Below are 22,213 nucleotides of genomic sequence, written 5' to 3'. Positions count from 1 at the left end.
TCCACAACGGCATCGCGTTTGCCCCCATGCTTGAAGCGCCGCAGCCACATCACCGAATGGACCGGAGCCATGTCTGACAGGGTTTTGCCGCACAAATCACGGCAAGCCTCGCCGGCTGGCCGCCCAGAATGCATGCGGCCCCATGATTTCTGCTGAAATTTCGTGCTGTTTCAGCCCCTCCTCGCCAAGAACTCAAAACGGGGGCCCCACCGAATACCAAGATTGAGGCAGCCCCCATGAATTTCTTGTCCCATATGCGCATCGGACAACGCCTCACGGCCGGCTTTGCGGTCGTGATCGTTTGCCTGGTCGCGATCACGCTGCTGGGCTACTTCGGCATCCAGACGCTCAACGGCGAGATCAGCCAGCTGATCAGCGGCGACTACAAGACCGTGGCCCTGGCCAACCGCGCCAAGGCGGAACTGGGTGACGCATCGCGCAGCATGATGACGACGCTGATCATGACGGGCGAGGAGCAGATCAAGAAGGAACTGGACAACGTCGCCAGCCTGCTCGCGGCCCATGAGAAGACCATGGCCGAGCTCAAGCCCCTGCTGACCGACGACGCCAGCCAGGAGCAGCTGAAGGCGGTGGAGGAGGCGCGCGCCAAGTTCATGACGGGCCAGGCCGCCTTCGTGAAGACCGTGGCCTCCGGCGACACCGAGGGCGCGCCGCTGAAATACCAGTTCTCGGTGCGCGCCGCCCAGGGCAAATACATGGCCGCGCTGGACAAGCTGGTCGAAGGCCGCAACGCCGCCATGGACGCCGCCGGCGAAAAGTCCAACCGCGTGGCCAGCAAGACGGCCCTGCTGCTGCTGGGCCTGGCCGTGGCCGCCGTCCTCGCCAGCATCATGACCAGCGTGCTGATCACGCGCGGCATCGTCAACCCGCTGCGCGGCGCCGTCGCCGTGGCCCGCAAGGTGGCCTCGGGCAACCTGACCAGCGAGATCGAGGTGCGCAGCCGCGACGAGACCGGCGAGCTGCTGCAGGCCCTGCATGACATGAACGAGAGCCTCAAGGGCATCGTCGGCCGCGTGCGCGAAGGCACCGAATCCATCGCCTCCGCCTCCAGCGAGATCGCCAGCGGCAACCTGGACCTGTCGGTGCGCACCGAGGCCCAGGCCGCGTCGCTCGAGCAGACCCTGTCGGCCATGAAGACGCTGACCGACGCCGTGCAGCAGAACGCCCAGAACGCCCAGCAGGCCAACCAGCTGGCCCAGGCCGCCTCGACCGTGGCCGGCGAAGGCGGTGCGGTGGTGGCCAAGGTCGTGACGACCATGGGCAGCATCGACGCCTCCAGCAAGAAGATCGTCGACATCATCAGCGTCATCGACGGCATCGCCTTCCAGACCAACATCCTGGCGCTGAACGCCGCGGTGGAAGCCGCTCGCGCCGGCGAACAGGGCCGCGGCTTCGCGGTCGTCGCCGGCGAGGTTCGTTCCCTGGCCGGCCGCAGCGCCGACGCCGCCAAGGAGATCAAGCGCCTCATCGGCGATTCGGTCGAGAAGGTGGCCCTGGGCAGCGAACTGGTGGCCAAGGCCGGCAGCACCATGCAGGGCGTGGTGGCGAGCGTGCAACGGATGACGGACATCATGGGTGAGATCACCCACGCCAGTGCCGAGCAGAGCTCCGGCATTGAGCGCGTCACGCATACCATCCATGACATGGACAAGAGCACGCAACAGAACGCCGCGCTGGTGGAACAAGCCGCCGCCGCCGCCGACTCGCTGCGCGCCCAGGCCCATGGTCTCGAAGAAGTCGTCAGCCTCTTCAAGCTGGAAGCGGCGCACTGATCCCCATCCCCCCAAAGATTCAGGAGACTCCATGAAGACGCACAAAGCCATCCGCTGGATTGCCGGCCTCGGTCTGGCTCTCGGCATGGCCAGCACGGCAATGGCCATCGAAGTCGGTGGCCTCAAGTTCGACGACACGGTCAAGGTCGGCGGCAAGGAGCTCAAGGTCAACGGCGCCGGCGTGCGCGTGCGCATCGTCGTCAAGGTCTACTCCCTGGTGCTCTATCTGCCCGAGAAGAAGGACACCACGGCCGGCGTGCTGGACAGCCAGGGCCCGCGCCGCTTCAGCCTCGGCCTGTTGCGCGAGGTGACCGGTGACGAGCTGGGCCAGGCCTTCATGGCCGGCATCACGGCCAACACCGACAAGGCCGAGCGCTCCAAGTTCGTCAACCAGCTCGCCCAGTTCGGCGAGACCTTCGTCAACATCCCCCAGGGCAAGAAGGGCGACGTCATCACGGTGGACTGGATTCCCGACACCGGTACCGTCATGTTCCTGAACGGCAAGCCCATCGGCGAGCCCATGAAGGACATCGCCTTCTACAACGCGATGCTGAAGATCTGGCTGGGCGAAAAACCGGTCGACTCTTCGCTGAAGCCCCAACTGCTGGGCAAGGGCTGACGCTCGTGCGCCACGAAACACGCCATGCCGCCACCGCGACGTGGCGTGTCCGCTTGGGGCGGCCCGAACTCATGGCAGCATGAGCGCCGTCCGGCCGCCCGAAGGCGCTCAGCTCCCGCTTGGCGGGACAGTGCGTCGCGCGATGGGCGCATCCATGAGTTCATCTTGAGTCGCAAGCCCTCGTCCTCGCTCTTTGCCGCCCTGGCCCTTGGCGCCAGCATCGGCCTGTTGCTGCCGGCCCTCATCGTCGGCGGCCTCTTCATCGGCTTGCGCGAATCCAAGGTCGCCGAGCAGGCCCTGCAGCGTGACCTCGACGCCAAGCTCGACGTGCTGGCCAGCAGCCTGCCCGAGCTGCTGTGGAACCTGGACGCCGTCGCCGCCCGCGAGGTCGTCTCGGCCATCGTCAAATCGCCCGAGGTCGTGCGCGTCAGCGTCAGCGACGCTTCGCAAGGCCTGCCCTTCATCGAGAACCACCTGCCCGAGCGGCGCCTGGGCCAGACCCTGACCGGCGAGCGCGACATCCTGCGCGGCTCCACGCGCATCGGCCACATCCAGATCGAGATCGACGACCACCTCAGCACGACGGCCGTGCTGCGCCAGCGCTGGCTCTATGGCGCCACCGTCGGCGGCCAGCTGCTGGCCTCGCTGGCCCTGGTGCTGTGGCTGCTCAATTCCCGGCTCTTCCGTCCGCTGCGCGAGCTCGGCGACTTCGCCAACGATCTGGCCGAAGGCCGCTTCAACGCCACGCTGGAGCACACCCGCCAGGACGAGATCGGCCTGCTGGGCGGCCACCTCGAGCACATGCGCGACGCGCTGCAGCAGCAGTTCGACGCCCAGCGCAATCTCATCGAACGCCTGCGCGGCATGGCCGAGACCGTGCCCGGCGTCGTCTACCAGTTGCGCCTGGCCGTCAACGGCGACTTCAGCTTTGCCTACGTCAGCGAGGCGGTGCGCGAGTACTTCCTGCTCGGCAGCGCCGAATTGAGCCGCAGCGCGGCGCCCTGGTTCGACCGCATCCACCCCGACGACCGTGCCGCCGTGCGCGAGAGCCTGCTGGCCTCGGCGCGCAACCTCAGCCCCTGGCAGCAGGAGTTCCGCACGCCGCAGGCCGACGGCAGCGAGCGCTGGCTCTACGGCAATGCCATCGCCCAGCGCGAGGCCGACGGCAGCGTGCTGTGGCATGGCTTCCTGACCGACATCTCGCGCCAGCGCCGCGATGCGCTGGAGCTGGAACGCTACCGCCACCACCTCGAGGAACTGGTCGAGGCGCGCACCGCCGAGCTGGCCGAGGCCACCCAGGCCGCCCAGGCCGCCAGCCTGGCCAAGAGCGCCTTCCTGGCCAACATGAGCCACGAGATCCGCACGCCGATGAACGCCATCATCGGCCTGACCTATCTGGCCCAGAGCGACACCATCGAGCCCGAGCAGCAGCAGCGTCTGCAGAAGGTGGCCAACGCCGCCGAGCACCTGCTCAGCGTCATCAACAACGTGCTGGACTTCTCCAAGATCGAGGCCGGCAAGGTCAGGCTGGAGCAGCGCGAGTTCACCGTCGGCGAGGTGCTGGACAACATCGCCAACATGACGACCCAGACCGCCGCCGCCAAGCGCCTGCGCGTCGAGACCGACGTCTCACCCATGCTGCGCGGCCGCGTGCTGATCGGCGACCCGCAGCGCATCTCCGAGGTGCTGCTGAACTTCGCCGGCAACGCCGTCAAGTTCACCGACAACGGTTTCGTGCGCCTTGCCGCCCGCCTGGACGAAGGCCCGGGCAGCCTGTCCTTGCGCTTCGAGGTGCAGGACAGCGGCATTGGCATCGCCGCCGACGCGCAGGCCCGGCTGTTCCGTGACTTCGAACAGGCCGACAGCTCGACGACGCGGCGCTATGGCGGTACCGGCCTGGGCCTGGCCATCTGCCGGCGCCTGGCCGAGCTGATGGGCGGCCATGTCGGTGTCGACAGCGCCCTGGGCCGCGGCAGCAGCTTCTGGTTCACCTTGCCTGTCGAGGCCGCCGCCCACGCGCCGGTGGCGCCGGTGGCATCCCCGCGGCCGCATTCGGCGCGCGAGCGCCTGGCCGAGCTGGCCCAGGCCCGCCCGCGCCGCATCCTGCTGGCCGAGGACAACCCGGTCAACCAGGAGGTGGCGGTCGCCCTCATCGGCAGCGCCGGCCTGACGGTAGACGTCGCCGCCGACGGCCAGCAGGCCGTCGACATGGTCCAGGCCGGCGATTACGCCCTGGTGCTGATGGACGTGCAGATGCCGGTCATGGACGGCCTGGACGCGACGCGCACCATCCGCAGCCTGCCCCAGGGGGCCGAGCTGCCCATCCTGGCCATGACGGCCAATGCCTTCGACGATGAGCGCCAGCGCTGCCTGGACGCCGGCATGGACGACCACGTCGCCAAGCCCGTCGTTGCCGAGCAGCTGTTCGCGACCCTTTACGACTGGCTGTCGGGCGCGCGCACGACGGCCAAGGGCAACACGGTCAAGGGCCGCCTAACGACTCTTTGATGAGCCGCCCGGAGCCGGCCTGCAAAGGCCGCGCGTTCATCGGGTAGAGCTTGCCGAAGATGCCGATCTGCTGGGCCGTGGCCGCGACCGGCTGGCGCATGACCATCCACAGCACGCCCTCGCTGCAGGGCGGCGTCGTCAGCGAACCCATGTAGGTGTAGTAGCCGCGCTCCGCGGGCAGCAGCTGGTTCAGGTCGATCTGCACCTGGGCCGCCAGGGCCTCGCCCTTCTCCAGCGGCAGATTGGCCCAGACCGTCTGGATCAGCGGCTGGGGCTTGTTGTCGGCCCCACGCTCCAGCAGCACGGCAACGACGGCCAGCTTGCCCTGGGCGTCCTTGTGCACCAGGTGGGCCACCATGTCGAACTGCTTGCCGTTGACGCGCTCCTCGCTGGGCCGGTGAAAGTGGAACTGCACCAGCTCGTAGCGCCGGCCCATGATGGTCAGGCCGTTGCCGGCCGCCACATTGACCTGGATGGTGTGGCCGTTGTCCTGCACCGAGAAATTGCTGGCGCGGTAGTCGAAGGCGATCTTTTCCTGGTCGACGGCGATGCTCTCGCGGATGTCGATGGGGCTCTGGCGCGTGCCGACGGCACAAAGCTTGTTGTCTGGCGCCAGCTCGGCCCAGTGCTCCGGGCCGATGTCACCGGCATAGCCCCAGTGCACCGGCTTGGCCGCTTCGGCCTTTCCGGGCTTGGTCGGCTTGGCCGTCGCCTTGGCGGTGGCCGTGCCTTCGGCCTTGGTGGACAGGCGGTCCGCCAGGCGCTGGCGCAGCACCTCCACGGGTTCCTTGGGGTCTTCGGCCTGCGCGGCCGCGCAGGCGGCCAGCAGCGCAGTGATCAGCCAGCGCTTCTTCATCATCTCGGTGATTTCGGCAGGCCGCCGCCGGGCTTAAGCGGCAATGGAACGGCGCACGCCATACCAGGACACCAGGCCGATCAGCATCAGCCCGGCGGATGTCACGGCCAGCGCCACCGTCGAATGCATGACCATGGGCACCAGCACGCCCGCCACCAGGCCGTTGGCCGCCGAGCCGATGCTGGCCTGCAACGACGAGGCCATGCCGCGCCGCTCGGGCACCTGGTCCAGCACCAGCAGGGTGACCACCGGCACCATCAGGGCCCAGCCGAAGGAAAACAGCCCGATCAGCGGCAGGGCCCAGAAGGCACTCAGTGGCACGAACAGGTTCAGCACCACGTTGACGACCGACACCGCAACCATGATGCGAAAGCCCCGCATGATCTGGCGCTTCGGGCTCATCTTGCCCGCCAGACGCCCGCTGACCGCCGCGCCGACCATGATGCCGCCGATGGTGCACAGGAAGAGCCAGAAGAACTGCGTGGCCTCGAAATGCAGATGCTCGCCCAGGAAAACCGGCGCGGCCAGCACATAGAGGAACATGCCGTTGAAGGGAATGCCGCTGGCCAGCACCAGCATCATGAACTTGGGGCTGCTGCACAGCCGCCGGTACTCGCGCATCAGCGTGCCGACGTGGAAAGGCTGCCGCATGTTGGCGTGCAGCGTTTCAGGCAGCAGGCGCCAGTTCGACACCAGCAGCGCCGCGCCGACAGCGGTCAGGAACCAGAAGATCGAATGCCAGTCGGCGACCTTGAACAGGAAGCCACCGACCATGGGCGCGATGGCCGGCGCCACGCCGAAGAAGAGGGTCACCTGGGACATGATGCGCTGCGCATCGGCCGGCGGGAACATGTCGCGGATGATGGCCCGCGAAACGACGATGCCGGCGCCCGCCGACATGCCCTGCACCGTGCGCCAGAACACCAGGTGGCCGATGGAGCCCGACAGCGCGCAGCCGATGCTGGCCACCGTGAACGCCGCCAGGCCGATCAGCACCACGGGCCGGCGGCCGAAGCAGTCCGACAGCGCGCCGTGGAAGAGGTTCATGAAGGCGAACCCGAACAGATAGGCCGACAGCGTCTGCTGCATCTCCACCGGCGTGGCATTCAGGGCCGCACCGATGCCGGCGAAGGCCGGCAGATAGGTGTCGATGGAGAAGGGCCCGACCATGGCCAGACAGGCCAACAGCACGGACAGGGCCCAGCGGGGCGCGCGCCAGAGGCGGCTGGCGTCAGGATTCATCGGGGGGTGTGGGGATGAAGTCGGCAGCCGCGGGTTGCGGCTGCCGGCCAGTGTATAGACCCCGACATGCCCGCGCCGTCGCGCGGACGACTGCGCTCGTCGCTCAGGCGAATCCGTGCCGCGACTGGGCCGTCTTGAACTGCGAGATCACGTCGAGCAGGCCGGCCGCCTGCTGCTGCAGGCTCTCGGCCGCGGCCGCGCTCTGCTCCACCAGCGCCGCGTTCTGCTGCGTGCCCTGGTCGATGGACGCGACCGCCTGGTTGACCTGGCCGATGCCGCTGCTCTGTTCGGTGGCCGAGGCATTGATCTCGGCCATCAGGTCGGTCATGCGGCGCACCTGGCTGACGATGTCGCCCATGGTCGTGCCGGCCTCGCCAACCAACTGGCTGCCCGCTGCCACCTTTTCGACGCTGGCGCCGATAAGGCTCTTGATCTCGCGCGCCGCCTGGGCGCTGCGCTGGGCCAGGGCCCGCACCTCGCCGGCGACGACGGCGAAGCCGCGGCCCTGTTCGCCGGCACGCGCCGCTTCCACGGCCGCGTTCAGCGCCAGGATGTTGGTCTGGAAGGCGATGCCATCGATGGTGCCGATGATGTCCGCGATCTTGCGGCTGGAATCGCTGATCTCGCCCATGGTCATGACCACCCGCTGCACGACGTCGCCGCCGCGGCCGGCCACCTCCGTCGCCGCGCTGGCCAACTGGCTGGCCTGGCGCGAGCTCTCGGCCGTCTGCTGCACGGTCGACGTCATCTGCTGCATGGAGGCCGCCGTCTGCTGCAGGGCGCTGGCCTGCTGCTCGGTGCGGCTGGACAGGTCGTGGTTGCCGGTCGCGATCTCTTGGGAGGCGGTGGCGATGCTGTCGGCCGACTGACGCACCCGGCCCACCATGTTGACGAGGCCATCGTTCATGCGCTTGAGCGCCGCCAGCAGCTGGCCGGTCTCGTCCTCGCCGTCGACGACGATGTCGGAACTCAGATCGCCCGCGGCGACCGCTTCGGCCAGGTGAACGGCGCGCTCCAGCGGCCGCGTGATGGCATTGCTCAGCACCCAGCCCAGCGCTACCGCGGCGACCACGGCCGCGACGCTGGCCAGCAGCATCAGCAAGCGATCGCGCCCATAGGCACTCTCGGCATGCTGCACGCGGGCCACGGCCTGCTGCTCCTCGTAGACGATGTAGTCGCCGGTGGCCTTCAGCAGGGCCGCCAGCAACGGCCGGCACTCGGCGTTCATCTTGGCGATGGCGTCGTCACGCTTGCCGTCCAGGGCCATGCCGACGATGGCCAGGGCGACCGGGCCATACTGGGCCTCGACGCGCTCCATCTCGCCAACCAGGGCCTTGTCCTTCTCGCCCAGGTCGCCGGCCTTGGCCAGGGAATCCTTGAGCCGCGCCAGGGACTTCTGCATGTCTTCGTGGGCCTTGATGACCGCCACCTTCTCGACGTCACGGTCGGGCTGGGTCGTCACCAGCACCAGGTTGCGCGCCGCAATGGCGCGCCGCGACGCGGCGTCACGCACATCGTTGGCCATGCGCTCGCGCTGGCCAACCCCATCCAGGTAGTCGGTGAAGCGAGAGTTGGATCGGCTCAGCGAATTCAGGGACAGGCCCGACACCAGCAGCACGACGGCCGCCAGCAGGGCGAATCCGAGCATCAGCTTGGATCGCAGGCGCAGATTGTTCAACTTCATCGCATCACTCCCTTGGGCTTGGCCCGTCGTGGGACGGCATCCGCTTCGGGCCGATCGGATGCCGTGACTTCAACCAGGAACTCCCGGCGATTTCTGAAGGGGAAGGTGTGAGAACTGGCTGGCGCGACCCGCCAGTCCAGACATGCATGGCCCAGGCACCGCCGTTGGCGCCCGCTTGGCCCGATTCGGGACTCGATCCGCAGAGGTCCGGGATCATTGGTTGTTCTCCCCTGCCCGGGCCTCTCACCCGCGGCTGACCTGGAAGCCGATATGGCGATGCTGCGCCAAACCTAACGTCATGACAACGTGAAATCTAGCTATCGCCCCGCTAGATTACCAAGGGAGAAAGGTATGAGAAAGAAAGAGTGAAGCAAGCCGATAGGCCGGATTCTGTGCACCGCCCTCCCCTTGCGGTTCGGACGGCGTGACCGCCATTCCTCTGGGCCGGACATCACTGCCCGGCTCGGTGCCACCTACCCGCCAGCTCTGCGAGCCGCATCAACGCTGGCCTACTTGGTGTTGCTGCGCGTAGAGATTGCCCGTTTCACCTCTGTCGGACTTTCGCCCGACAGAACTCGTCTCTGTTGCTCTGATCCTCGGCTTTCGCCGGGCAGCCGTTAGCTGCTACGCCGCTCTTTGCAGTCCGGACCTTCCTCCAGGGCCTCGTTTCCAAGCTTGCCCCAGCGGCGGTCTGGCTTGCTTCACGGCACGATTATCGCAGCCGCGGGCATCCGGCTTGCCGAGCGAGATGACCATTGAGGAGATCTCGTCATGACTTCACCCGTCAGAACCGGCCAGGCGCAGACCATGGCTCGCCGGGAGTTTGGCGAGCGCTTCCGCCAGCGCTTTGTCGATCCGGCCTTCGATGCCGAGCGCGAGTCACTGGCGCGGCTGGAGCAGATCGCCTGGCAAGCATTCCATGAGGGACGCAAGGCACCCATCACCGTCAAGGCAGGCGTTGGCTTCGCCGATCCCGACTACGACCTTTCCCAGGAGTGGCGCGACCTGCAACTGCGGCTGCAGACAGCGCAGACGGGCTGGGCCGCCGCGCCGGCGCGCGTGCTCGTCATCAACGCGTCGCCGCGCAATGACGGCAGCTGCCCGGGCGAGATGTCCAAGAGCTGGCGCATGACGCAGCTGGCGCGTACGGCCTGCGAGGCCGAAGGCGCCGAGGTGGACCTGCTCGACCTGAGCCGCATCACCAGCGACTACGACCGCCACATCCACCCCTGCAAGGGCTGCGTGTCGACCGCGATGCCGCTGTGCCACTGGCCCTGCAGTTGCTATCCCAACCACGCCAGCGGCCAGACCAACGACTGGATGGCCGAGATCTACGAGCAATGGGTCAAGGCCCACGGCGTGCTCATCATCACGCCGGTGCACTGGTACCAGTCGCCCAGCGTGCTCAAGCTGATGATCGACCGGCTGGTCTGCGCCGACGGCGGCAACCCCGACCCCACGTCCACGCAGGGCAAGAAGGCCAAGCTGGCCAAGGAAATGGAGCTCAAGGGCTGGGACTACCCCAAGCATCTCGAAGGCCGCGCCTATGGTGTGGTCGTGCACGGTGACGTGGCCGGCATCGAGAGCTCGCGCCGCGGGCTGACCGACTGGCTGGAGTGGATGGGATTCGTGGATTCCGGCTTCGGCGCCAAGCTCGACCGCTATGTCGGCTACTACGAACCCTACGCGACCAGCCACGACACCCTGGATGCCGACCCCGACTTCCAGGCCGAGGTGACGCGTGCCGCACGTGCCGTGGCGCGCACGGTCCAGCTGATCCGGCAGGGGCGCGTCCACCACGGTGATGAGGGCCTGCCCAAGCCACGCACGAAGTGAGCTGGCACACTGCTCCGATTCGCGAAAACCGGAGCTCCCGATGAAAGCCGCCAGCATCCTCGACACCATCGGCAACACGCCGCACATCCGCCTACAGCGCCTCTTCGGCGGGGCCGAAGTCTGGGTCAAGTCCGAGCGCAGCAACCCGGGCGGCTCCATCAAGGACCGCATCGCCCTGTCCATGATCGAGGACGCCGAAGCCCGCGGCCTGCTCAAGCCCGGCGGCACCATCATCGAGCCGACCTCGGGCAACACCGGCGTCGGCCTGGCCATGGTGGCCGCCGTCAAGGGCTACAAACTCATCCTCGTCATGCCCGACAGCATGAGCGTCGAGCGCCGCCGCCTGATGCTGGCCTATGGCGCCAGCTTCGACCTGACGCCGCGTGAGAAGGGCATGAAGGGCGCCATCGCCCGCGCCCGCGAGCTGCTGGAGCAGCACCCCGGCTCCTGGATGCCGCAACAGTTCGAGAACGCGGCCAACCCGGCCGTGCACGTGAAGGCCACGGCCCAGGAGATCCTGCGCGACTTTCCCGACGGCCTGGACGTGCTGATCACCGGCGTCGGCACCGGCGGCCACATCACCGGCTGTGCCCAGGTGCTGAAGACCGCCTGGCCGCAACTGAAGGTCTATGCCGTCGAGCCCAGCGCCTCGCCCGTCATCAGCGGCGGCCAGCCCAGCCCCCATCCCATCCAGGGCATCGGCGCGGGCTTCATCCCGGCGGTGCTGGACACGGCCCTGCTGGACGGCGTGATCCAGGTCGAGGCCGAGGCCGCACGCGAATACGCCCGCCGCTGCGCCCGTGAAGAAGGCCTGCTCGTCGGCATCTCCAGCGGCGCGACGCTGGCCGCCATCGCACAGAAGCTGCCCGAGCTGCCAGCGGGCGCGCGGGTGCTGGGCTTCAACTACGACACCGGCGAGCGCTATCTGTCGGTCGACGGCTTCCTGCCGCAGACCTGAGAGCGTCCGGCCTCACTCGGTGTCGTCGTCGACGGCGCCCTCGTTGTCCTTGCGCGCCTGTTTGGCCAGTTCGGCCTTCAGCGGCTTCAGCGACTCGATGAGGTCTTCGGGCGGCTTGGGCGACACCAGGCGCAGGGCCGGCGGCGGCAGGCTGGCCAGATACGGGGGGCCGAAGACATATTGCTGCTCCAGGCGCCCCCCCAGCTGCAAGCCCAGGCCCAGCAGCAGCAGGGCGGCGATGCCGCCGTTCAGGATGCGCCGCGCGCCCGGCCACACCAGGCGGGCATGCCAGGCAATCAGGAAGGCGCCCGCCACCGGCGTCGACAGCGACTCGATGACCATCAGCCGCGGCCAGGAGAAGGCATAGGCGATGCCGGGCAGCACCCATTCCAGCACCTGCAGCGCGACGATGACGAGCAGGGCGCGGCGCAGATGCGTCGTGAAGGGGAAGCGGTGCTGGAAGAGCTGGCTGGCCAGCGACCACAGCCCGGCCCAGGCCAGCACGAAGGCCAGCGGGCCCAGCAGCGGCGAGGCGTAGTCGATCCAGCGCGAATCCGGGTCGACGGCGCTCCAGCGGTCCAGCCACTGGAAGAACAGCATGGACAGCAGCAGCAGCGGCAGCAGGGCCCAATGGCGCACCGGCTGCACGAACAGCGGCTGCTCGGCCGCCAGCGCATCGGCACTGGTGCGCAGGCGCAGCGAGCAGGCCGCCAGCTGGAAGGCGCCGCCCTCGGGCAGCAGGACTTCTTCGCCGGCATGCAGGCGCTTGCCGGCAGCCGAACCGCCGTTGCGGCTTTCCAGCAGCTTCAGCAGCACACCGCCGCTGGCTGCGAGGTGCAGCTCGGCGTGCTCGGCAGCGATATGGCCGTCGTCCAGCACGATGTCGCAGGCCGGCGAGCGGCCGATGCGCACCGGCCAGTGCGTCACACGCTGCACCAGGGCGGCACGGCCGTCGCGGCCCAGCAGCTCGACGACGGCAGCGGCCGGCGCCGCCACGGGGGGCGTCGGCATCACTTGGTCTTGCTGCTCTTGGTCCACGCGAAGCCCTCCAGGTAGTGCGCCGCCAGCTTGAGCGCGTTGTCGAAGCTGACGCCACGGGCGTCGAAGCGGCCCAGGGCGCCCTCGGTGGGCGAGTCCACCGTCGTCACGAGGATGCTGAGGTCGTGCAGGCCTTCCAGCTTGCGGTAGGCGCGCAGGCAGACCACGGCGCGCAGCGGCAGGCCGCCACGGTCGACGAACTGCTCCTTGCAATAAGGCGCCGTGCGTGACTTGTCGGCGCTGCCCAGGCGTTCGTTACGAAAGCTCCCCGTGTATTGGCGCGCAAAGCGCAGCGCACCCAGCTTGGTCCCGTCATAGGCCTCATGCGACATGTCCAGCCAGCCCGTCTGCAGATTGCCGCTGACGAAGAGGGCGTGGTCCATGCGGCACTGCGAGCGTTCGAAGTCCAGGCCTTTGGTGTCGGCCGACGTGCCGCGGCCCCAGCAGCGCATGAAGTCCTGCTTGGGCACCGGCAGGTGGTAGCGGTCGTGGTTGGCGCTCTCCCAGGGCGCCGCCAGGAAGCGCGTGACGAGCTCGTCCTGGTACTTGGTCAGCTGGTCGCGCAGCCGGCCCCAGGCCGCGCTGCGGATGGGTTTGGCGGCGAGGCTGCGCTTGACCAGGCTATCGGCGAACTCGCCCGGCACCAGGAAGCTGACCTGCTGGGCGAACAGCAGCGTCGACACATTGACGCCGACGACGAGGCCGTCCTCGTCCAGCACCGGGCCGCCGCTCATGCCGGGGTTGATGCCGCCGGCGTAGTAGATCAGCGGGTCGAAGCTGCGCTCCACCAGGCCGTTGTAGTTGCCCTCGACGACGGCAAAGGCCACGTCGTGGGGGTTGCCCATGGAATAGATGCGCTCGCCCTTGGCCAGGGGCTGGTTCAGCGGCCGGAAGGCCAGCGCGCCGCGGCCGCGCAGGCCACCGCCCTTGCCGTCGTCCACGGCGCGCAGCAGGGCCAGGTCGCGGCGGGCGTCGAAATCCAGCAGCTCCAGCGCGCCGCCCTGGCCATCGGTCGTCGCATAGCGCAGGCGGTAGCTGTCGGGCTCCAGCGCGAACTGACTGATGACGTGATAGTTGGTGACGATGTGGCCGTCGTTGCTGACCAGGAAGCCCGAGCCCACCGAGGCCTGGCTGTCCTGGGTCTTCAGCAGGGTGCGGATCTGCAGCAGTTGGCCCTTGCTGCGCTCGTACAGGCGCCGTGCGCTGGCCGACACGGTCGGCGGCTGCGGGGCCTGGGGCTGGGCCTGAGGCTGTTGCGGGTTGGGAGCGACGGGCGCGGGCGGCGGCGACTGGGCGCCGGCGGCGATGGCCAGGACGGCAAGCGCCGCACCCAGCAGGGACTTCAGACAGGACTTCAGCAAACGAGACCTCCCGTGGAGGCTGTCGATGCTAGCCGCTTCGGGCGGAAGACCCGATCGTCACCGTAGAAGTCCGCCACCTCATTCAGGGGCCACCAGCCGGGAATGCCGAGCACGGGCAGCGGCGGCAGGTCGGCCGGAGTCAGCCCGGCAGCCAGGGTGGGCGCCTCCAGGCTGTCGACGAAAAGCACCCTCGCGCACAGGTTGCGGCGCGGCGCCAGCAGCTTCTCCAGCAGCGCGTGGCCGACGACAAGGGCTTGCGCCTGTTGCCAGAGTTCACGCCGGGTGACGAAGAGGGTCGTCCAGTCCCGCTCCCGCAAGGCGGCCCGCAGTGCGGGCGGCGCCACCAGCAGCAGGCCGCTCTCGTCCAGCAGCGTCAGCGCGTCACGCAGGGGCCCGCGGCGGCCGGGCGGCGCCGGCGGCGCAGCGAGATGGGCACGGTTCAGGGCCGCCTTGAAGCCAGGATGGCGCAGCCAGACCAGGCCGTTGAAGAGGTCATGGGCGTTGTCGCGGGTCGGCACGCGGCCGGTGGCGGCAACGTGCTGCTCGTAGCCCACGGCCAGCGGGCCTGCCGGCTCGAAGCGTTCGTGGCCCAGGGCCCGATGCACGGGCTGGCCGGCCGCCAGCCGCGCCAGCACCGGCGCGGCCACGTCGCGGTAGGGCTCAAACCACGGTGCCGCCCAGTCGGGCGAAATCATCCGTGACCGAAGCGCACCTGGTTGGGCTGCTTCTCGGGCTGCAGCTGGAAGGCCTGCGGGTGCTTGCGGAACAGCTTGGTGGCCGGCGCGGACTTCGGCAAGAGGCCGGCGTCCTTCAGGGCCTTGGCCGCAGCACCCAGGTCATGCCACTGGCCGTCGGCCAGCTTGGGCAGCAGGGCCAGCACGGCATTGATCTCCTTGGCGGCCGCGACATTGGCGTCCACCGGCTTGGGCTCGGCCTTGGTCGCGGGCTTCGCCGCGGCCGGCGCAGGCGTGGCCTTCGCAGCGGCCGTCACAGCGGGCGCGGGCTTCGCCGCCGCGCTGAGGGTCGGCGTGGGCGCGGGCGTCGGCTTGGGCGCCGCCGCCTTGGGCTCAGCGGCCTTTTTTGCGGCCGGCTTGGGCGTGGCGGCCTTGCGGGCCGGTCGTTCGCGCTTGGCCGAAGGCTTGGGCGCGGACCGCCCGCTGTCATGGGCCAGTTCGTTGAACTGGTCGTAGATCTGGATGACGCCGTCGCCGGTCTTGCCGTACTGGCCGAAGCCGCGCAGCCAGGCGCCCTTCTCGCGCAGCCTCAGCACCAGGGGCGCAAAGTCGCTGTCGGACGACACCAGCACGATGACATCGGGCTTTTCGGTGATGGCGATGTCCATCGCGTCGACAGCCAGGGCGATGTCCGTCGAGTTCTTGCCGATGGCCAGGTTGACGATGGCGCGCAGGCCCAGGCGCTTCATGAAGGCCTGTTGGTGGTGGGCCTGCTCGGCATTGCAGTAGGCGCGGCGGATGTGGACGGCGTCGTAGTCCTTGAAGCACATCTGCAGGGCCTGCTCGATGACGTCGGTGGCGACGTTGTCGAAGTCGACGAGGAAGGCGACTTTCTTGGTCGTCATGCGATCAGTTTCCAATTCAGGGTTTCGCCGCCGCGCAGCGGCTTGAGCTGGGCCTCGCCGAAGGGCACGGCGCTCGGCAGGGTCCAGGGCTCACGCTTCAGCGTGACGGTGCCGGTGTTGCGCGGCAGGCCGTAGAAGTCGGGGCCGTGATGGCCGGCGAAGGCGTCGAGCTTGTCCAGGGCGCCGATGCCCTCGAAGGCCTCGGCGTACAGCTCCAGCGCCGAGATGGCCGTGAAGCAGCCGGCGCCGCAGACCGAGCTCTCCTTCAGCTGGGCGGCGTGGGGCGCGCTGTCGGTGCCGAGGAAGAACTTCGGCAGCCCGGAGCCCGCCGCCTTCAGCAGGGCCTGGCGGTGCTCCTCGCGCTTGAGCACGGGCAGGCAGTAGTAGTGGGGGCGCAGGCCACCGGTGAAGATGGCGTTGCGGTTGTAGAGCAGATGCTGGGGCGTGATGGTGGCGGCCGTGAAGCGGTCAGCCTCGGTCACGTACTGGGCAGCTTCCTTGGTCGTGATGTGCTCGAAGACGACCTTGAGCTCGGGCATGGCCGCGCGCAGCGGCGTCATGACGCGGTCGACGAACACGGCCTCGCGGTCGAAGACATCGATGTCGCCGTCCGTCACCTCGCCATGCACCAGGAAGAGCAGGCCCTCGCGCTGCATGGCTTCCAGCGTCTTGTAGGTCTTGCGCAGGTCGGTCACGCCGGCATCGCTGTTGGTCGTGGCACCGGCCGGATAGAGCTTCAGCGCGACGACGCCGGCGTCCTTGGCCCGCTTGATCTCGTCCGGCGGAGTGTTGTCCGTCAGATACATCGTCATCAGCGGCTGGAAGTCCAGGCCTTCCGGCAACGCGGCCAGGATGCGCTCCCGGTAGGCCACCGCCTGGGCGGCCGTCGTGACCGGCGGGCGCAGATTGGGCATGACGATGGCCCGGGCGAACTGGCGTGCCGTGTAAGGCAGCACGCTGGCCAGCGCCGCCTCGTCGCGCAGGTGCAAGTGCCAGTCGTCAGGGCGGGTGATAGTGAGCTGTAAGGGGGCTTGGGTCATAAAACCGGATTGTCGCCGCCGTGCCCGGTCCGGCTTCAGTCACACTTCGCACCTGTTCGAAATAAGGAGACTGCTTCCTCACATCATGAACAACGCGAAACGCCTGGTCGGCACCCTGGTCCTGTTGGCAGCCTTTGGCGGCGCCCTCTTCTTTGCTTTGCGCAGCAACGAGGAGCACAAGCAGATCGCGCAGGAACAGGCGGCGGTCGCGAGCGCCGAGCCGCTCAAGGGGCTGATCGCCGTCGATGTGGAGGCCTTCTTCAAGGACGAGCGGGTCAGCAAGGTGCTGGCCCAAGGCAAGCTGCCGGTGCAGGTGGCCCGCGTGGGCAGCCGCGACATGGCGGCCAAGGTCGGTGCGGCCGACCAGCCCGACTTCTTCATCGCCAGCGGCGTCGTCGCCGCCAACATGATTGCCGACGCCGCCCGCAAGGCCGGCAAGACGGCCACGCAGACGTCGCCTTTCCACACACCCCTCGTGGTGGCGTCCTGGGAGCCGGTGGCCAAGATCCTGGCCGCCAATGGCATGGCCAAGGCCCAGGCGCCCAAGGTCTACAGCCTGGACATGGAGAAGCTCACGCAAGCCATGCTGGCCAAGCAGCGCTGGCGCGACCTGAAAGCCAGTGGCGACTACGCGGTGTCGCGCAGCGTGCTGGTCAGCACCACCGACATCCGCCGCAGCAACTCCGCCGCCATGTACCTGGCCCTGACCTCGGCCGCGCTGAACGGCGACGTGGTGGCCGACCGCACGGCGGCCCAGAAGTACGCCGCCCAGCTGGCCGAGCTGTTCAAGCGCCAGGGCTTCCAGGAGAACTATGTCAACGGCGCCTTCGACGACTACCTGTCCATCGGCATGGGCAAGACACCGCTGACCTTCATCTACGAGGCCCAGATGGTGGCCCAGGCCCAGAAGGGCGGCATCCGCCCGGAGATGGTGCTGATGTATCCCCAGCCCACCATCGTCAACAAATGGGTGCTGGTGGCGCTGAACGAGCGCGGCAAGCAGCTGGCCGAGTTGCTGTCCACCAACAAGACGCTGCAGGCCGTTGCGCTGGAGCAGGGCTTCCGCACCGGTGACACGGCCGCGTTTGCCGAGGCCACCAAGGCCGCGGGGCTTGCCGTGGACGTGAAACTCAACCAGGTCATCGACCCGCCGGGGTTCGATCTGATGTTTGAAATGATCGACATCGTCAGCCGGGAGATGAACCAGTGATGCGCCGTACCCTGTTGCTGTTGAGCTTCGCGCTGCTGGCCGCCTGCGGCAAGAAGCCCGATGAATCCCCCGCGCCTGCCACAGCACCACCCGCCGCCACCGGCGCGGCGCTGCAGGTGCTCGCCACCAGCGACTTGAAGGACATCGAGCCGCTGGCAGCGCAGATCAAATCTGCTACCGGCGTGGACGTGCAGTTCCGCTTTGGCGGCACGATGGAAAGCACCCAGGAGGTGCTCAGCGGCGACAGCGGCGACAAACCCCGGCCCGACGTGGCCTGGTTCGCCAATGCCAAATACCTGCTCAGCGACGCGGCCGGCCAGGGCAAGGTCAAGCTGCAGGAAAAGATCATGCTGTCGCCTCTTGTCCTGGGCGTCAGCAAGAGCGACGCCGCCCGCAATGGCTGGGACAAGCCCGACGCCAAGCTGACCTGGGCCGACATCACGCGCGCGGCCAAGGCCGGCAAGCTGCAATACGCCCTGTCCAACCCGGCCACCAGCAACCAGGGCTTCATGGCCCTGCTGGGCGTGGTCGCGGCGGCCGGCGGCAAGGGTGAGGCCCTGAGCGCGGCCGACGTCGACCGCGGTGCGATTGCCGACTTCCTGAAGGGCTACAAGATCGTCGGCGACAACTCGACCTATCTGGCCGACCAGTTCATCAAGCTGCAGGGCACGCGCGCCAACGCCTTCATCAACTACGAGAGCTGGCTGCTGAGCCTGAACGCCAGCGGCAAGCTGCGCGAGCCCCTGCACCTGATCTATCCCTTCGAAGGCGTGGTCACGGCCGACTACCCCTTCATGCTGCTCAACGACGCCCGCCGCGCCGACTACCTCAAGGTCGTCGACTACCTGAAGGGCGACGCTGCCCAGCTGTGGCTGGCCAAGCAGACCCTGCGCCGCCCGATGAAAGCCGAGCTGGCTGCGCAGGTGGCCGACATCCTGCCGGCGCGCGGCTTCCAGGTCGAACTGCCGTTTTCGCCCGATCGCCAATTGGCCGACGGCCTCATCGACGCCTACCTGAACGAGTTCCGCAAGCCCATCGCCAGCACCTTTGTGCTGGACACCAGCGGCAGCATGCAGGGCAAGCGCCGCGAGCAGCTCGTCGAGGCCATCCACTACCTGGCCGGCGCCGACGCCACGCTGACCGGCCGTGTCGCCAAGCTGAGCAACCGCGAACGGCTGTGGTTCCTGCCCTTCAGCGACCGTGTGCGCGAGCCGGTGCCCTTCGAGATTCCGGCCGGCAGCAAGGTGGCCAAGGGCGTGCTGCCGCAGGCCGACACCGAGGCCAAGCTGAACGAACTCAAGCGCGTGCGCGACGCCGCCGACGAGCTGCGGATGGCCGGTGGCACGGCCCTCTACGACGCGGTGCTGGCCGGCCTGCAGAACATGCTGGAAGAGCGCAAGCGCAACCCCGACTACCAGTACTCGGTGGTCGCCTTCACCGACGGCAAGAGCAACATGGGCCGCCGCCTGGAGGACTTCAGGCGCGCCTATGAGCAGCTGCCCGAGGACGTGCGCGGCATCCCCGTCTTCATGGTGCTGTTCGGTGAGGCCGATGCGGGCGACCTGAAGGCCCTGGTTGAGATCACCGGCGGCCGTGTCTTCGACGCGCGCAAGACGCCGCTGTATGCGGTGTTCAAGGACATCCGGGCCTACCAATGAACGGTTTGTTCAGATGGCTGAACGCGCCAGCGAACTGGTGCGGCCTGCTGGCGGCGACCGGCGTGCTGGTGCTGAAGGGCCTGGGTTTTCTGGGCGGCTGGGGCCTGGGTGTAGCGGCCCTGGGCTATGTGGTCGGCCTGGTCGGCGGCGCCCTGTGGTGGGGCTGGCCCAGCACCAAGGAAGACGTCTGGGAAGCCCTGCAGTTCGAGGACGAAGGCGATGCCCGCGAGGCCATGGGCCGGGCGCTCAACGGCGTGCGCGGCCTGACCGAGCACAACCCCGGCGGCCGCATTCCGGCGCCGCTGGCCCAGCGCATCCAGCAACTCTGCAAGCGCCTGGAGGCGCTGCTGGACCAGTGGGAGCGCAGCAAGGGCCACCTGAGCCTGCAGGAGACCTTCCATGCCCGCCACATCGCCATCAGCTATCTGCCCCAGGCGCTGAACACCTATCTCAGCATCCCGGCCCAGTTCGCCACCACCAAGCTGCTGGCCAATGGCAAGACGGCGCAAACGACTTTCGAGGGCGTGCTGGCCGAGCTGGAGACCAAGGTCGAGCAGCTCGGCGACGACCTCGCCTCGCAGGACGCCCAGGCCTTCCTGCGCCACAGTGAATTCCTGAACCAGAAGTTCGGCAACAAGGACATCGCATGAACACGACCACGACGACCACGACGACCACCGCAACCGCCGCGCCCACGTTCACGCTGACCCCGCCTGAGGTCATCACGCCGGTGCAGCCGGTGCAGGCCGTCGAGGCCGTGCCGCTGAAGGCCGATGTCGCCGACAAGGTCGACGAGCAGGTCCAGCGCTTCATCGAGGCGCTGGAGAAGGAAGACCTGCACAGCGAGCCCTTCAAGGCCAAGCTGGACAGCGCCTTCCAGCTGGGCCGTCAGGAGATCAGCATCGCCGCCGGCCTGATGCAGGGCAGCCTGATGCAGCGTAACTTCGTCGGCGCGACGGACACGCCGGCCTACAAGGCCATCGCCGCCATCCGCGGCCAGCTCGACGAGCTCAACCCCGGCAAGGACGGTGACCTGCTGCAGCCGCGCAAGCTGCTGGGCATCATCCCCTTCGGCAACAAGCTGGAGGCCTATTTCCGCCGCTTCCAGTCCGCCAGCTCGCAGCTGCAGACGGCCATGACCCAGCTCTACGCCGCCAAGGACGACATCCAGAAGGACGTCATCGACATCGAGGGCACGCGCGCCAAGCTGTGGGATGCGATGCAGAAGCTGGCCGGTGCAGCCCGCTTCGCCCGCGTGCTGGACGAGCGCCTGGCCACGCGCGTGCAGCAGCTGCAGGCCACCGACCCGATGAAGGCCAAGGCGCTGGAGCAGGAGGTGCTGTTCTACGCCCGCCAGAACCTGGCCGACATCCAGACCCAGCAGGCCGTCTGCGTGAACGGCTATCTGGCCCTGGACGTGCTGAAGAAGACCGGCCGCGAAATGATGATCGGCTGCGACCGCGTGGCCACCACCGGCATGAGCGCCCTGGCCGTCGCCCAGACCGTGGCCCGCGCCACCGGCAACCAGATCGAGGTCATGCAGATGCTGCAGGGCGTCAACAAGACCATCGGCGACCTGATCAACCAGACCGGCACGGCGTTGAACCAGCACGTCGACGCGACGGCCGAGTTCTCGTCCAACCCCATGCTGGGCATCCAGCAGATCCAGTCCATGTTCGACCAGACTTTCCAGGCCATGGACGCGATGGACAACTTCCGCAGCAAAGCCATCGAGACCATGGGCACCAACAACAAGCTCATCCAGGAGCAGTTGCAGCGCTCCGAGGGCTATCTGGACCGGGTGCGCCAGCAGCAGGCCAAGGAAGCGGTGGGCGGCACGGCCATCGACGGGCCGGTCAAACTCTAATCCTGCAGATAGCCGGCCAGCAACCCGGTCAGCCAGTCCATGAACACCCTCACCCGCCGCGGCGTGTGGCGGCGCTGGCTCATGACGAGTTGCACCGGCATGGGCGCGGGCTCGTAGCCCTGCAACAGGCGCACCAGGCGCCCGTCCGCCACGGCTGCGCGCATGCCCACACAGGGCGCCTGCACGATGCCCATGCCGTTCAGCGCGGCCACCTCGTAGGCATCCGTGTGGTTGACGCTGACCCGCGCCGGCAGCGCCAGGCTGTGCGAGCGCCCCTCGGCATCCACCCAGTCGAAGCGCGCTCGGCGGTCGGCCCAGGTCTGGCTGTAGTGCACCAGCTCATGGCCCTGGGCCAGCAGGTCTTCGGGCGTCACCGGCGTGCCGCGCCGTGCCAGGTAGGCGGGGCTGGCGACATTCATCATCTTCAGCTCGCCCACCGGCTTGGCGACCAGCATGGGGTCGTGCACGGCACCGACGCGCAGCACGCAGTCGAAGCCCTCCTCCACCAGGTCCACGCGCCGGTCGGTGCAGCTCAGCTCGACCTGCAGGCCCGGGTGCTCGGCCAGGAAACCCGGCAGGGCCGGCATGACCAGGTCCAGGGCCAGGCGCACCGGCAGGTCCACGCGCAGCCGGCCGCCGAGCTGCTGGTCCTGCTGGAACAGCGCCTCGATCTCACCTGCGTCGGCGAGTATTGAGCGGGCGCGCTCGGCCAGCAGCTCGCCATCCGAGGTCAGGCTGACGCGCCGCGTCGTGCGCTGGAAGAGGCGCGTGCCGAGCTGGGCCTCCAGCTCGCGCACCACCTGGCTCACGCGGCCCTTGGGCAGGCCGAGCTCATCGGCAGCCCGGCTGAAATGGGCCAGCTCGGCCACCTGCAGGAAGACGCGCAGCGCATTCAGTTCAAGATTGGATGCCATTCAGAGCACAGTCATTTCAGTTTGTCTAACTTTATCCATTCTGCGCCGAA

18 protein-coding genes and 1 other RNA gene are annotated in these 22,213 nt (G+C 68.2%); 9 read left to right on the top strand and 10 right to left on the bottom strand.

Annotated elements, in window-relative coordinates:
• Window positions 1–236 precede the first annotated feature (236 nt).
• From ACS5PN_RS20095 to ACS5PN_RS20085, 3 genes are all read left to right on the top strand, one after another.
• Window positions 237–1,793 (top strand): methyl-accepting chemotaxis protein, encoded by a 1,557-nt coding sequence (locus tag ACS5PN_RS20095; RefSeq protein WP_439465793.1) that lies wholly within the window; start codon window positions 237–239, stop codon window positions 1,791–1,793.
• A gap of 31 nt (window positions 1,794–1,824) precedes the next feature.
• Window positions 1,825–2,412, top strand: a complete 588-nt coding sequence (locus ACS5PN_RS20090; RefSeq protein WP_439465792.1) for a chalcone isomerase family protein — start codon at window positions 1,825–1,827, stop codon at window positions 2,410–2,412.
• A 165-nt stretch (window positions 2,413–2,577) separates the two neighbouring features.
• A complete protein-coding gene (locus tag ACS5PN_RS20085; RefSeq protein WP_439465791.1) occupies window positions 2,578–4,920 on the top strand; it encodes an ATP-binding protein in 2,343 nt (780 codons plus the stop codon).
• Here the strand turns inward: ACS5PN_RS20085 and ACS5PN_RS20080 are convergent.
• From ACS5PN_RS20080 to rnpB, 4 genes are all read right to left on the bottom strand, one after another.
• On the bottom strand, window positions 4,895–5,779 hold the full coding sequence (locus ACS5PN_RS20080; protein WP_439465790.1) for a carbonic anhydrase: 885 nt from the start codon (window positions 5,777–5,779) through the stop codon (window positions 4,895–4,897). The two genes, ACS5PN_RS20085 and ACS5PN_RS20080, sit on opposite strands and share 26 nt — an antisense overlap.
• 30 nt (window positions 5,780–5,809) lie before the next feature.
• Window positions 5,810–7,018, bottom strand: a complete 1,209-nt coding sequence (locus tag ACS5PN_RS20075) for a multidrug effflux MFS transporter (protein ID WP_439465789.1) — start codon at window positions 7,016–7,018, stop codon at window positions 5,810–5,812.
• Window positions 7,019–7,121: 103 nt separating this feature from the next.
• On the bottom strand, window positions 7,122–8,702 hold the full coding sequence (locus ACS5PN_RS20070) for a methyl-accepting chemotaxis protein (protein WP_439465788.1): 1,581 nt from the start codon (window positions 8,700–8,702) through the stop codon (window positions 7,122–7,124).
• A gap of 363 nt (window positions 8,703–9,065) precedes the next feature.
• Window positions 9,066–9,405, bottom strand: an RNA gene (gene rnpB, locus ACS5PN_RS20065) — RNase P RNA component class A.
• A 68-nt stretch (window positions 9,406–9,473) separates the two neighbouring features.
• Between rnpB and ACS5PN_RS20060 the strand changes: the two genes are divergently transcribed.
• Both ACS5PN_RS20060 and cysK read left to right on the top strand, forming a co-directional pair.
• Window positions 9,474–10,538 carry a flavodoxin family protein gene (locus ACS5PN_RS20060; protein WP_439465787.1) on the top strand — a complete coding sequence of 355 codons (1,065 nt, stop codon included), beginning with the start codon at window positions 9,474–9,476 and terminating at the stop codon, window positions 10,536–10,538.
• A 40-nt stretch (window positions 10,539–10,578) separates the two neighbouring features.
• Entirely contained in the window at window positions 10,579–11,496 is a 918-nt protein-coding gene (gene cysK, locus ACS5PN_RS20055; RefSeq protein ID WP_439465786.1) for a cysteine synthase A, read from the top strand.
• A 12-nt stretch (window positions 11,497–11,508) separates the two neighbouring features.
• Here the strand turns inward: cysK and ACS5PN_RS20050 are convergent, their stop codons facing one another.
• Genes ACS5PN_RS20050 through pyrC form a run of 5 tightly spaced genes read right to left on the bottom strand, consistent with a single transcriptional unit; the run spans window position 11,509 to window position 16,514 of the window.
• Entirely contained in the window at window positions 11,509–12,507 is a 999-nt protein-coding gene (locus tag ACS5PN_RS20050) for an FHA domain-containing protein (protein ID WP_439465785.1), read from the bottom strand.
• Window positions 12,507–13,895 carry a S1 family peptidase gene (locus ACS5PN_RS20045; protein ID WP_439465784.1) on the bottom strand — a complete coding sequence of 463 codons (1,389 nt, stop codon included), beginning with the start codon at window positions 13,893–13,895 and terminating at the stop codon, window positions 12,507–12,509. The genes ACS5PN_RS20050 and ACS5PN_RS20045 overlap by 1 nt, the downstream gene beginning before the upstream one ends.
• Window positions 13,889–14,590 carry a DUF3025 domain-containing protein gene (locus ACS5PN_RS20040; protein WP_439465783.1) on the bottom strand — a complete coding sequence of 234 codons (702 nt, stop codon included), beginning with the start codon at window positions 14,588–14,590 and terminating at the stop codon, window positions 13,889–13,891. Before ACS5PN_RS20040 ends, ACS5PN_RS20045 begins: the two co-directional genes overlap by 7 nt.
• Entirely contained in the window at window positions 14,587–15,474 is an 888-nt protein-coding gene (locus ACS5PN_RS20035) for an NYN domain-containing protein (RefSeq protein ID WP_439465782.1), read from the bottom strand. Before ACS5PN_RS20035 ends, ACS5PN_RS20040 begins: the two co-directional genes overlap by 4 nt.
• Window positions 15,471–16,514, bottom strand: a complete 1,044-nt coding sequence (gene pyrC, locus ACS5PN_RS20030) for a dihydroorotase (protein ID WP_439465781.1) — start codon at window positions 16,512–16,514, stop codon at window positions 15,471–15,473. Before pyrC ends, ACS5PN_RS20035 begins: the two co-directional genes overlap by 4 nt.
• Window positions 16,515–16,599: 85 nt before the next feature.
• Between pyrC and ACS5PN_RS20025 the strand changes: the two genes are divergently transcribed.
• The 4 genes from ACS5PN_RS20025 to ACS5PN_RS20010 are packed head-to-tail and all read left to right on the top strand — an operon-like array spanning window position 16,600 to window position 21,249.
• Window positions 16,600–17,724 (top strand): hypothetical protein, encoded by a 1,125-nt coding sequence (locus tag ACS5PN_RS20025; protein ID WP_439465780.1) that lies wholly within the window; start codon window positions 16,600–16,602, stop codon window positions 17,722–17,724.
• The gene (locus ACS5PN_RS20020) at window positions 17,724–19,382 is read left to right on the top strand and encodes a substrate-binding and vWA domain-containing protein (RefSeq protein WP_439465779.1); all 1,659 of its coding nucleotides are present in this window, start codon (window positions 17,724–17,726) and stop codon (window positions 19,380–19,382) included. The genes ACS5PN_RS20025 and ACS5PN_RS20020 overlap by 1 nt, the downstream gene beginning before the upstream one ends.
• Before the next feature lie 5 nt (window positions 19,383–19,387).
• Window positions 19,388–20,032, top strand: coding sequence for a hypothetical protein (locus ACS5PN_RS20015; protein WP_439465778.1), 645 nt, complete (start codon window positions 19,388–19,390; stop codon window positions 20,030–20,032).
• Window positions 20,029–21,249 carry a toxic anion resistance protein gene (locus ACS5PN_RS20010; RefSeq protein ID WP_439465777.1) on the top strand — a complete coding sequence of 407 codons (1,221 nt, stop codon included), beginning with the start codon at window positions 20,029–20,031 and terminating at the stop codon, window positions 21,247–21,249. Before ACS5PN_RS20015 ends, ACS5PN_RS20010 begins: the two co-directional genes overlap by 4 nt.
• Here ACS5PN_RS20010 and ACS5PN_RS20005 read toward each other — a convergent pair.
• Window positions 21,246–22,163, bottom strand: a complete 918-nt coding sequence (locus ACS5PN_RS20005; protein ID WP_439465776.1) for a LysR family transcriptional regulator — start codon at window positions 22,161–22,163, stop codon at window positions 21,246–21,248. The two genes, ACS5PN_RS20010 and ACS5PN_RS20005, sit on opposite strands and share 4 nt — an antisense overlap.
• Window positions 22,164–22,213 lie beyond the last annotated feature (50 nt).

This window comes from Roseateles sp. NT4, from assembly GCF_051857475.1.
Classification (GTDB): Bacteria; Pseudomonadota; Gammaproteobacteria; order Burkholderiales; family Burkholderiaceae_C; genus Pelomonas.
Note: the sequence above shows the minus strand (reverse complement) of the source record. Positions and strands in the feature narration are given on the sequence as shown.

What these genes read in the sequence shown, in the direction of transcription:
- ACS5PN_RS20020 (WP_439465779.1), top strand. Translation starts at nt 17,724, where the DNA reads ATGCGCCGTACCCTGTTGCTGTTGAGCTTCGCGCTGCTGGCCGCCTGC.
- ACS5PN_RS20090 (WP_439465792.1), top strand. Translation starts at nt 1,825, where the DNA reads ATGAAGACGCACAAAGCCATCCGCTGGATTGCCGGCCTCGGTCTGGCT.
- pyrC (WP_439465781.1), bottom strand. Translation starts at nt 16,514, where the DNA reads ATGACCCAAGCCCCCTTACAGCTCACTATCACCCGCCCTGACGACTGG.
- ACS5PN_RS20025 (WP_439465780.1), top strand. Translation starts at nt 16,600, where the DNA reads ATGAACAACGCGAAACGCCTGGTCGGCACCCTGGTCCTGTTGGCAGCC.
- ACS5PN_RS20040 (WP_439465783.1), bottom strand. Translation starts at nt 14,590, where the DNA reads ATGATTTCGCCCGACTGGGCGGCACCGTGGTTTGAGCCCTACCGCGAC.
- ACS5PN_RS20070 (WP_439465788.1), bottom strand. Translation starts at nt 8,702, where the DNA reads ATGAAGTTGAACAATCTGCGCCTGCGATCCAAGCTGATGCTCGGATTC.
- ACS5PN_RS20050 (WP_439465785.1), bottom strand. Translation starts at nt 12,507, where the DNA reads ATGCCGACGCCCCCCGTGGCGGCGCCGGCCGCTGCCGTCGTCGAGCTG.
- ACS5PN_RS20060 (WP_439465787.1), top strand. Translation starts at nt 9,474, where the DNA reads ATGACTTCACCCGTCAGAACCGGCCAGGCGCAGACCATGGCTCGCCGG.
- ACS5PN_RS20010 (WP_439465777.1), top strand. Translation starts at nt 20,029, where the DNA reads ATGAACACGACCACGACGACCACGACGACCACCGCAACCGCCGCGCCC.
- ACS5PN_RS20075 (WP_439465789.1), bottom strand. Translation starts at nt 7,018, where the DNA reads ATGAATCCTGACGCCAGCCGCCTCTGGCGCGCGCCCCGCTGGGCCCTG.
- ACS5PN_RS20035 (WP_439465782.1), bottom strand. Translation starts at nt 15,474, where the DNA reads ATGACGACCAAGAAAGTCGCCTTCCTCGTCGACTTCGACAACGTCGCC.
- ACS5PN_RS20005 (WP_439465776.1), bottom strand. Translation starts at nt 22,163, where the DNA reads ATGGCATCCAATCTTGAACTGAATGCGCTGCGCGTCTTCCTGCAGGTG.
- ACS5PN_RS20080 (WP_439465790.1), bottom strand. Translation starts at nt 5,779, where the DNA reads ATGATGAAGAAGCGCTGGCTGATCACTGCGCTGCTGGCCGCCTGCGCG.
- cysK (WP_439465786.1), top strand. Translation starts at nt 10,579, where the DNA reads ATGAAAGCCGCCAGCATCCTCGACACCATCGGCAACACGCCGCACATC.
- ACS5PN_RS20095 (WP_439465793.1), top strand. Translation starts at nt 237, where the DNA reads ATGAATTTCTTGTCCCATATGCGCATCGGACAACGCCTCACGGCCGGC.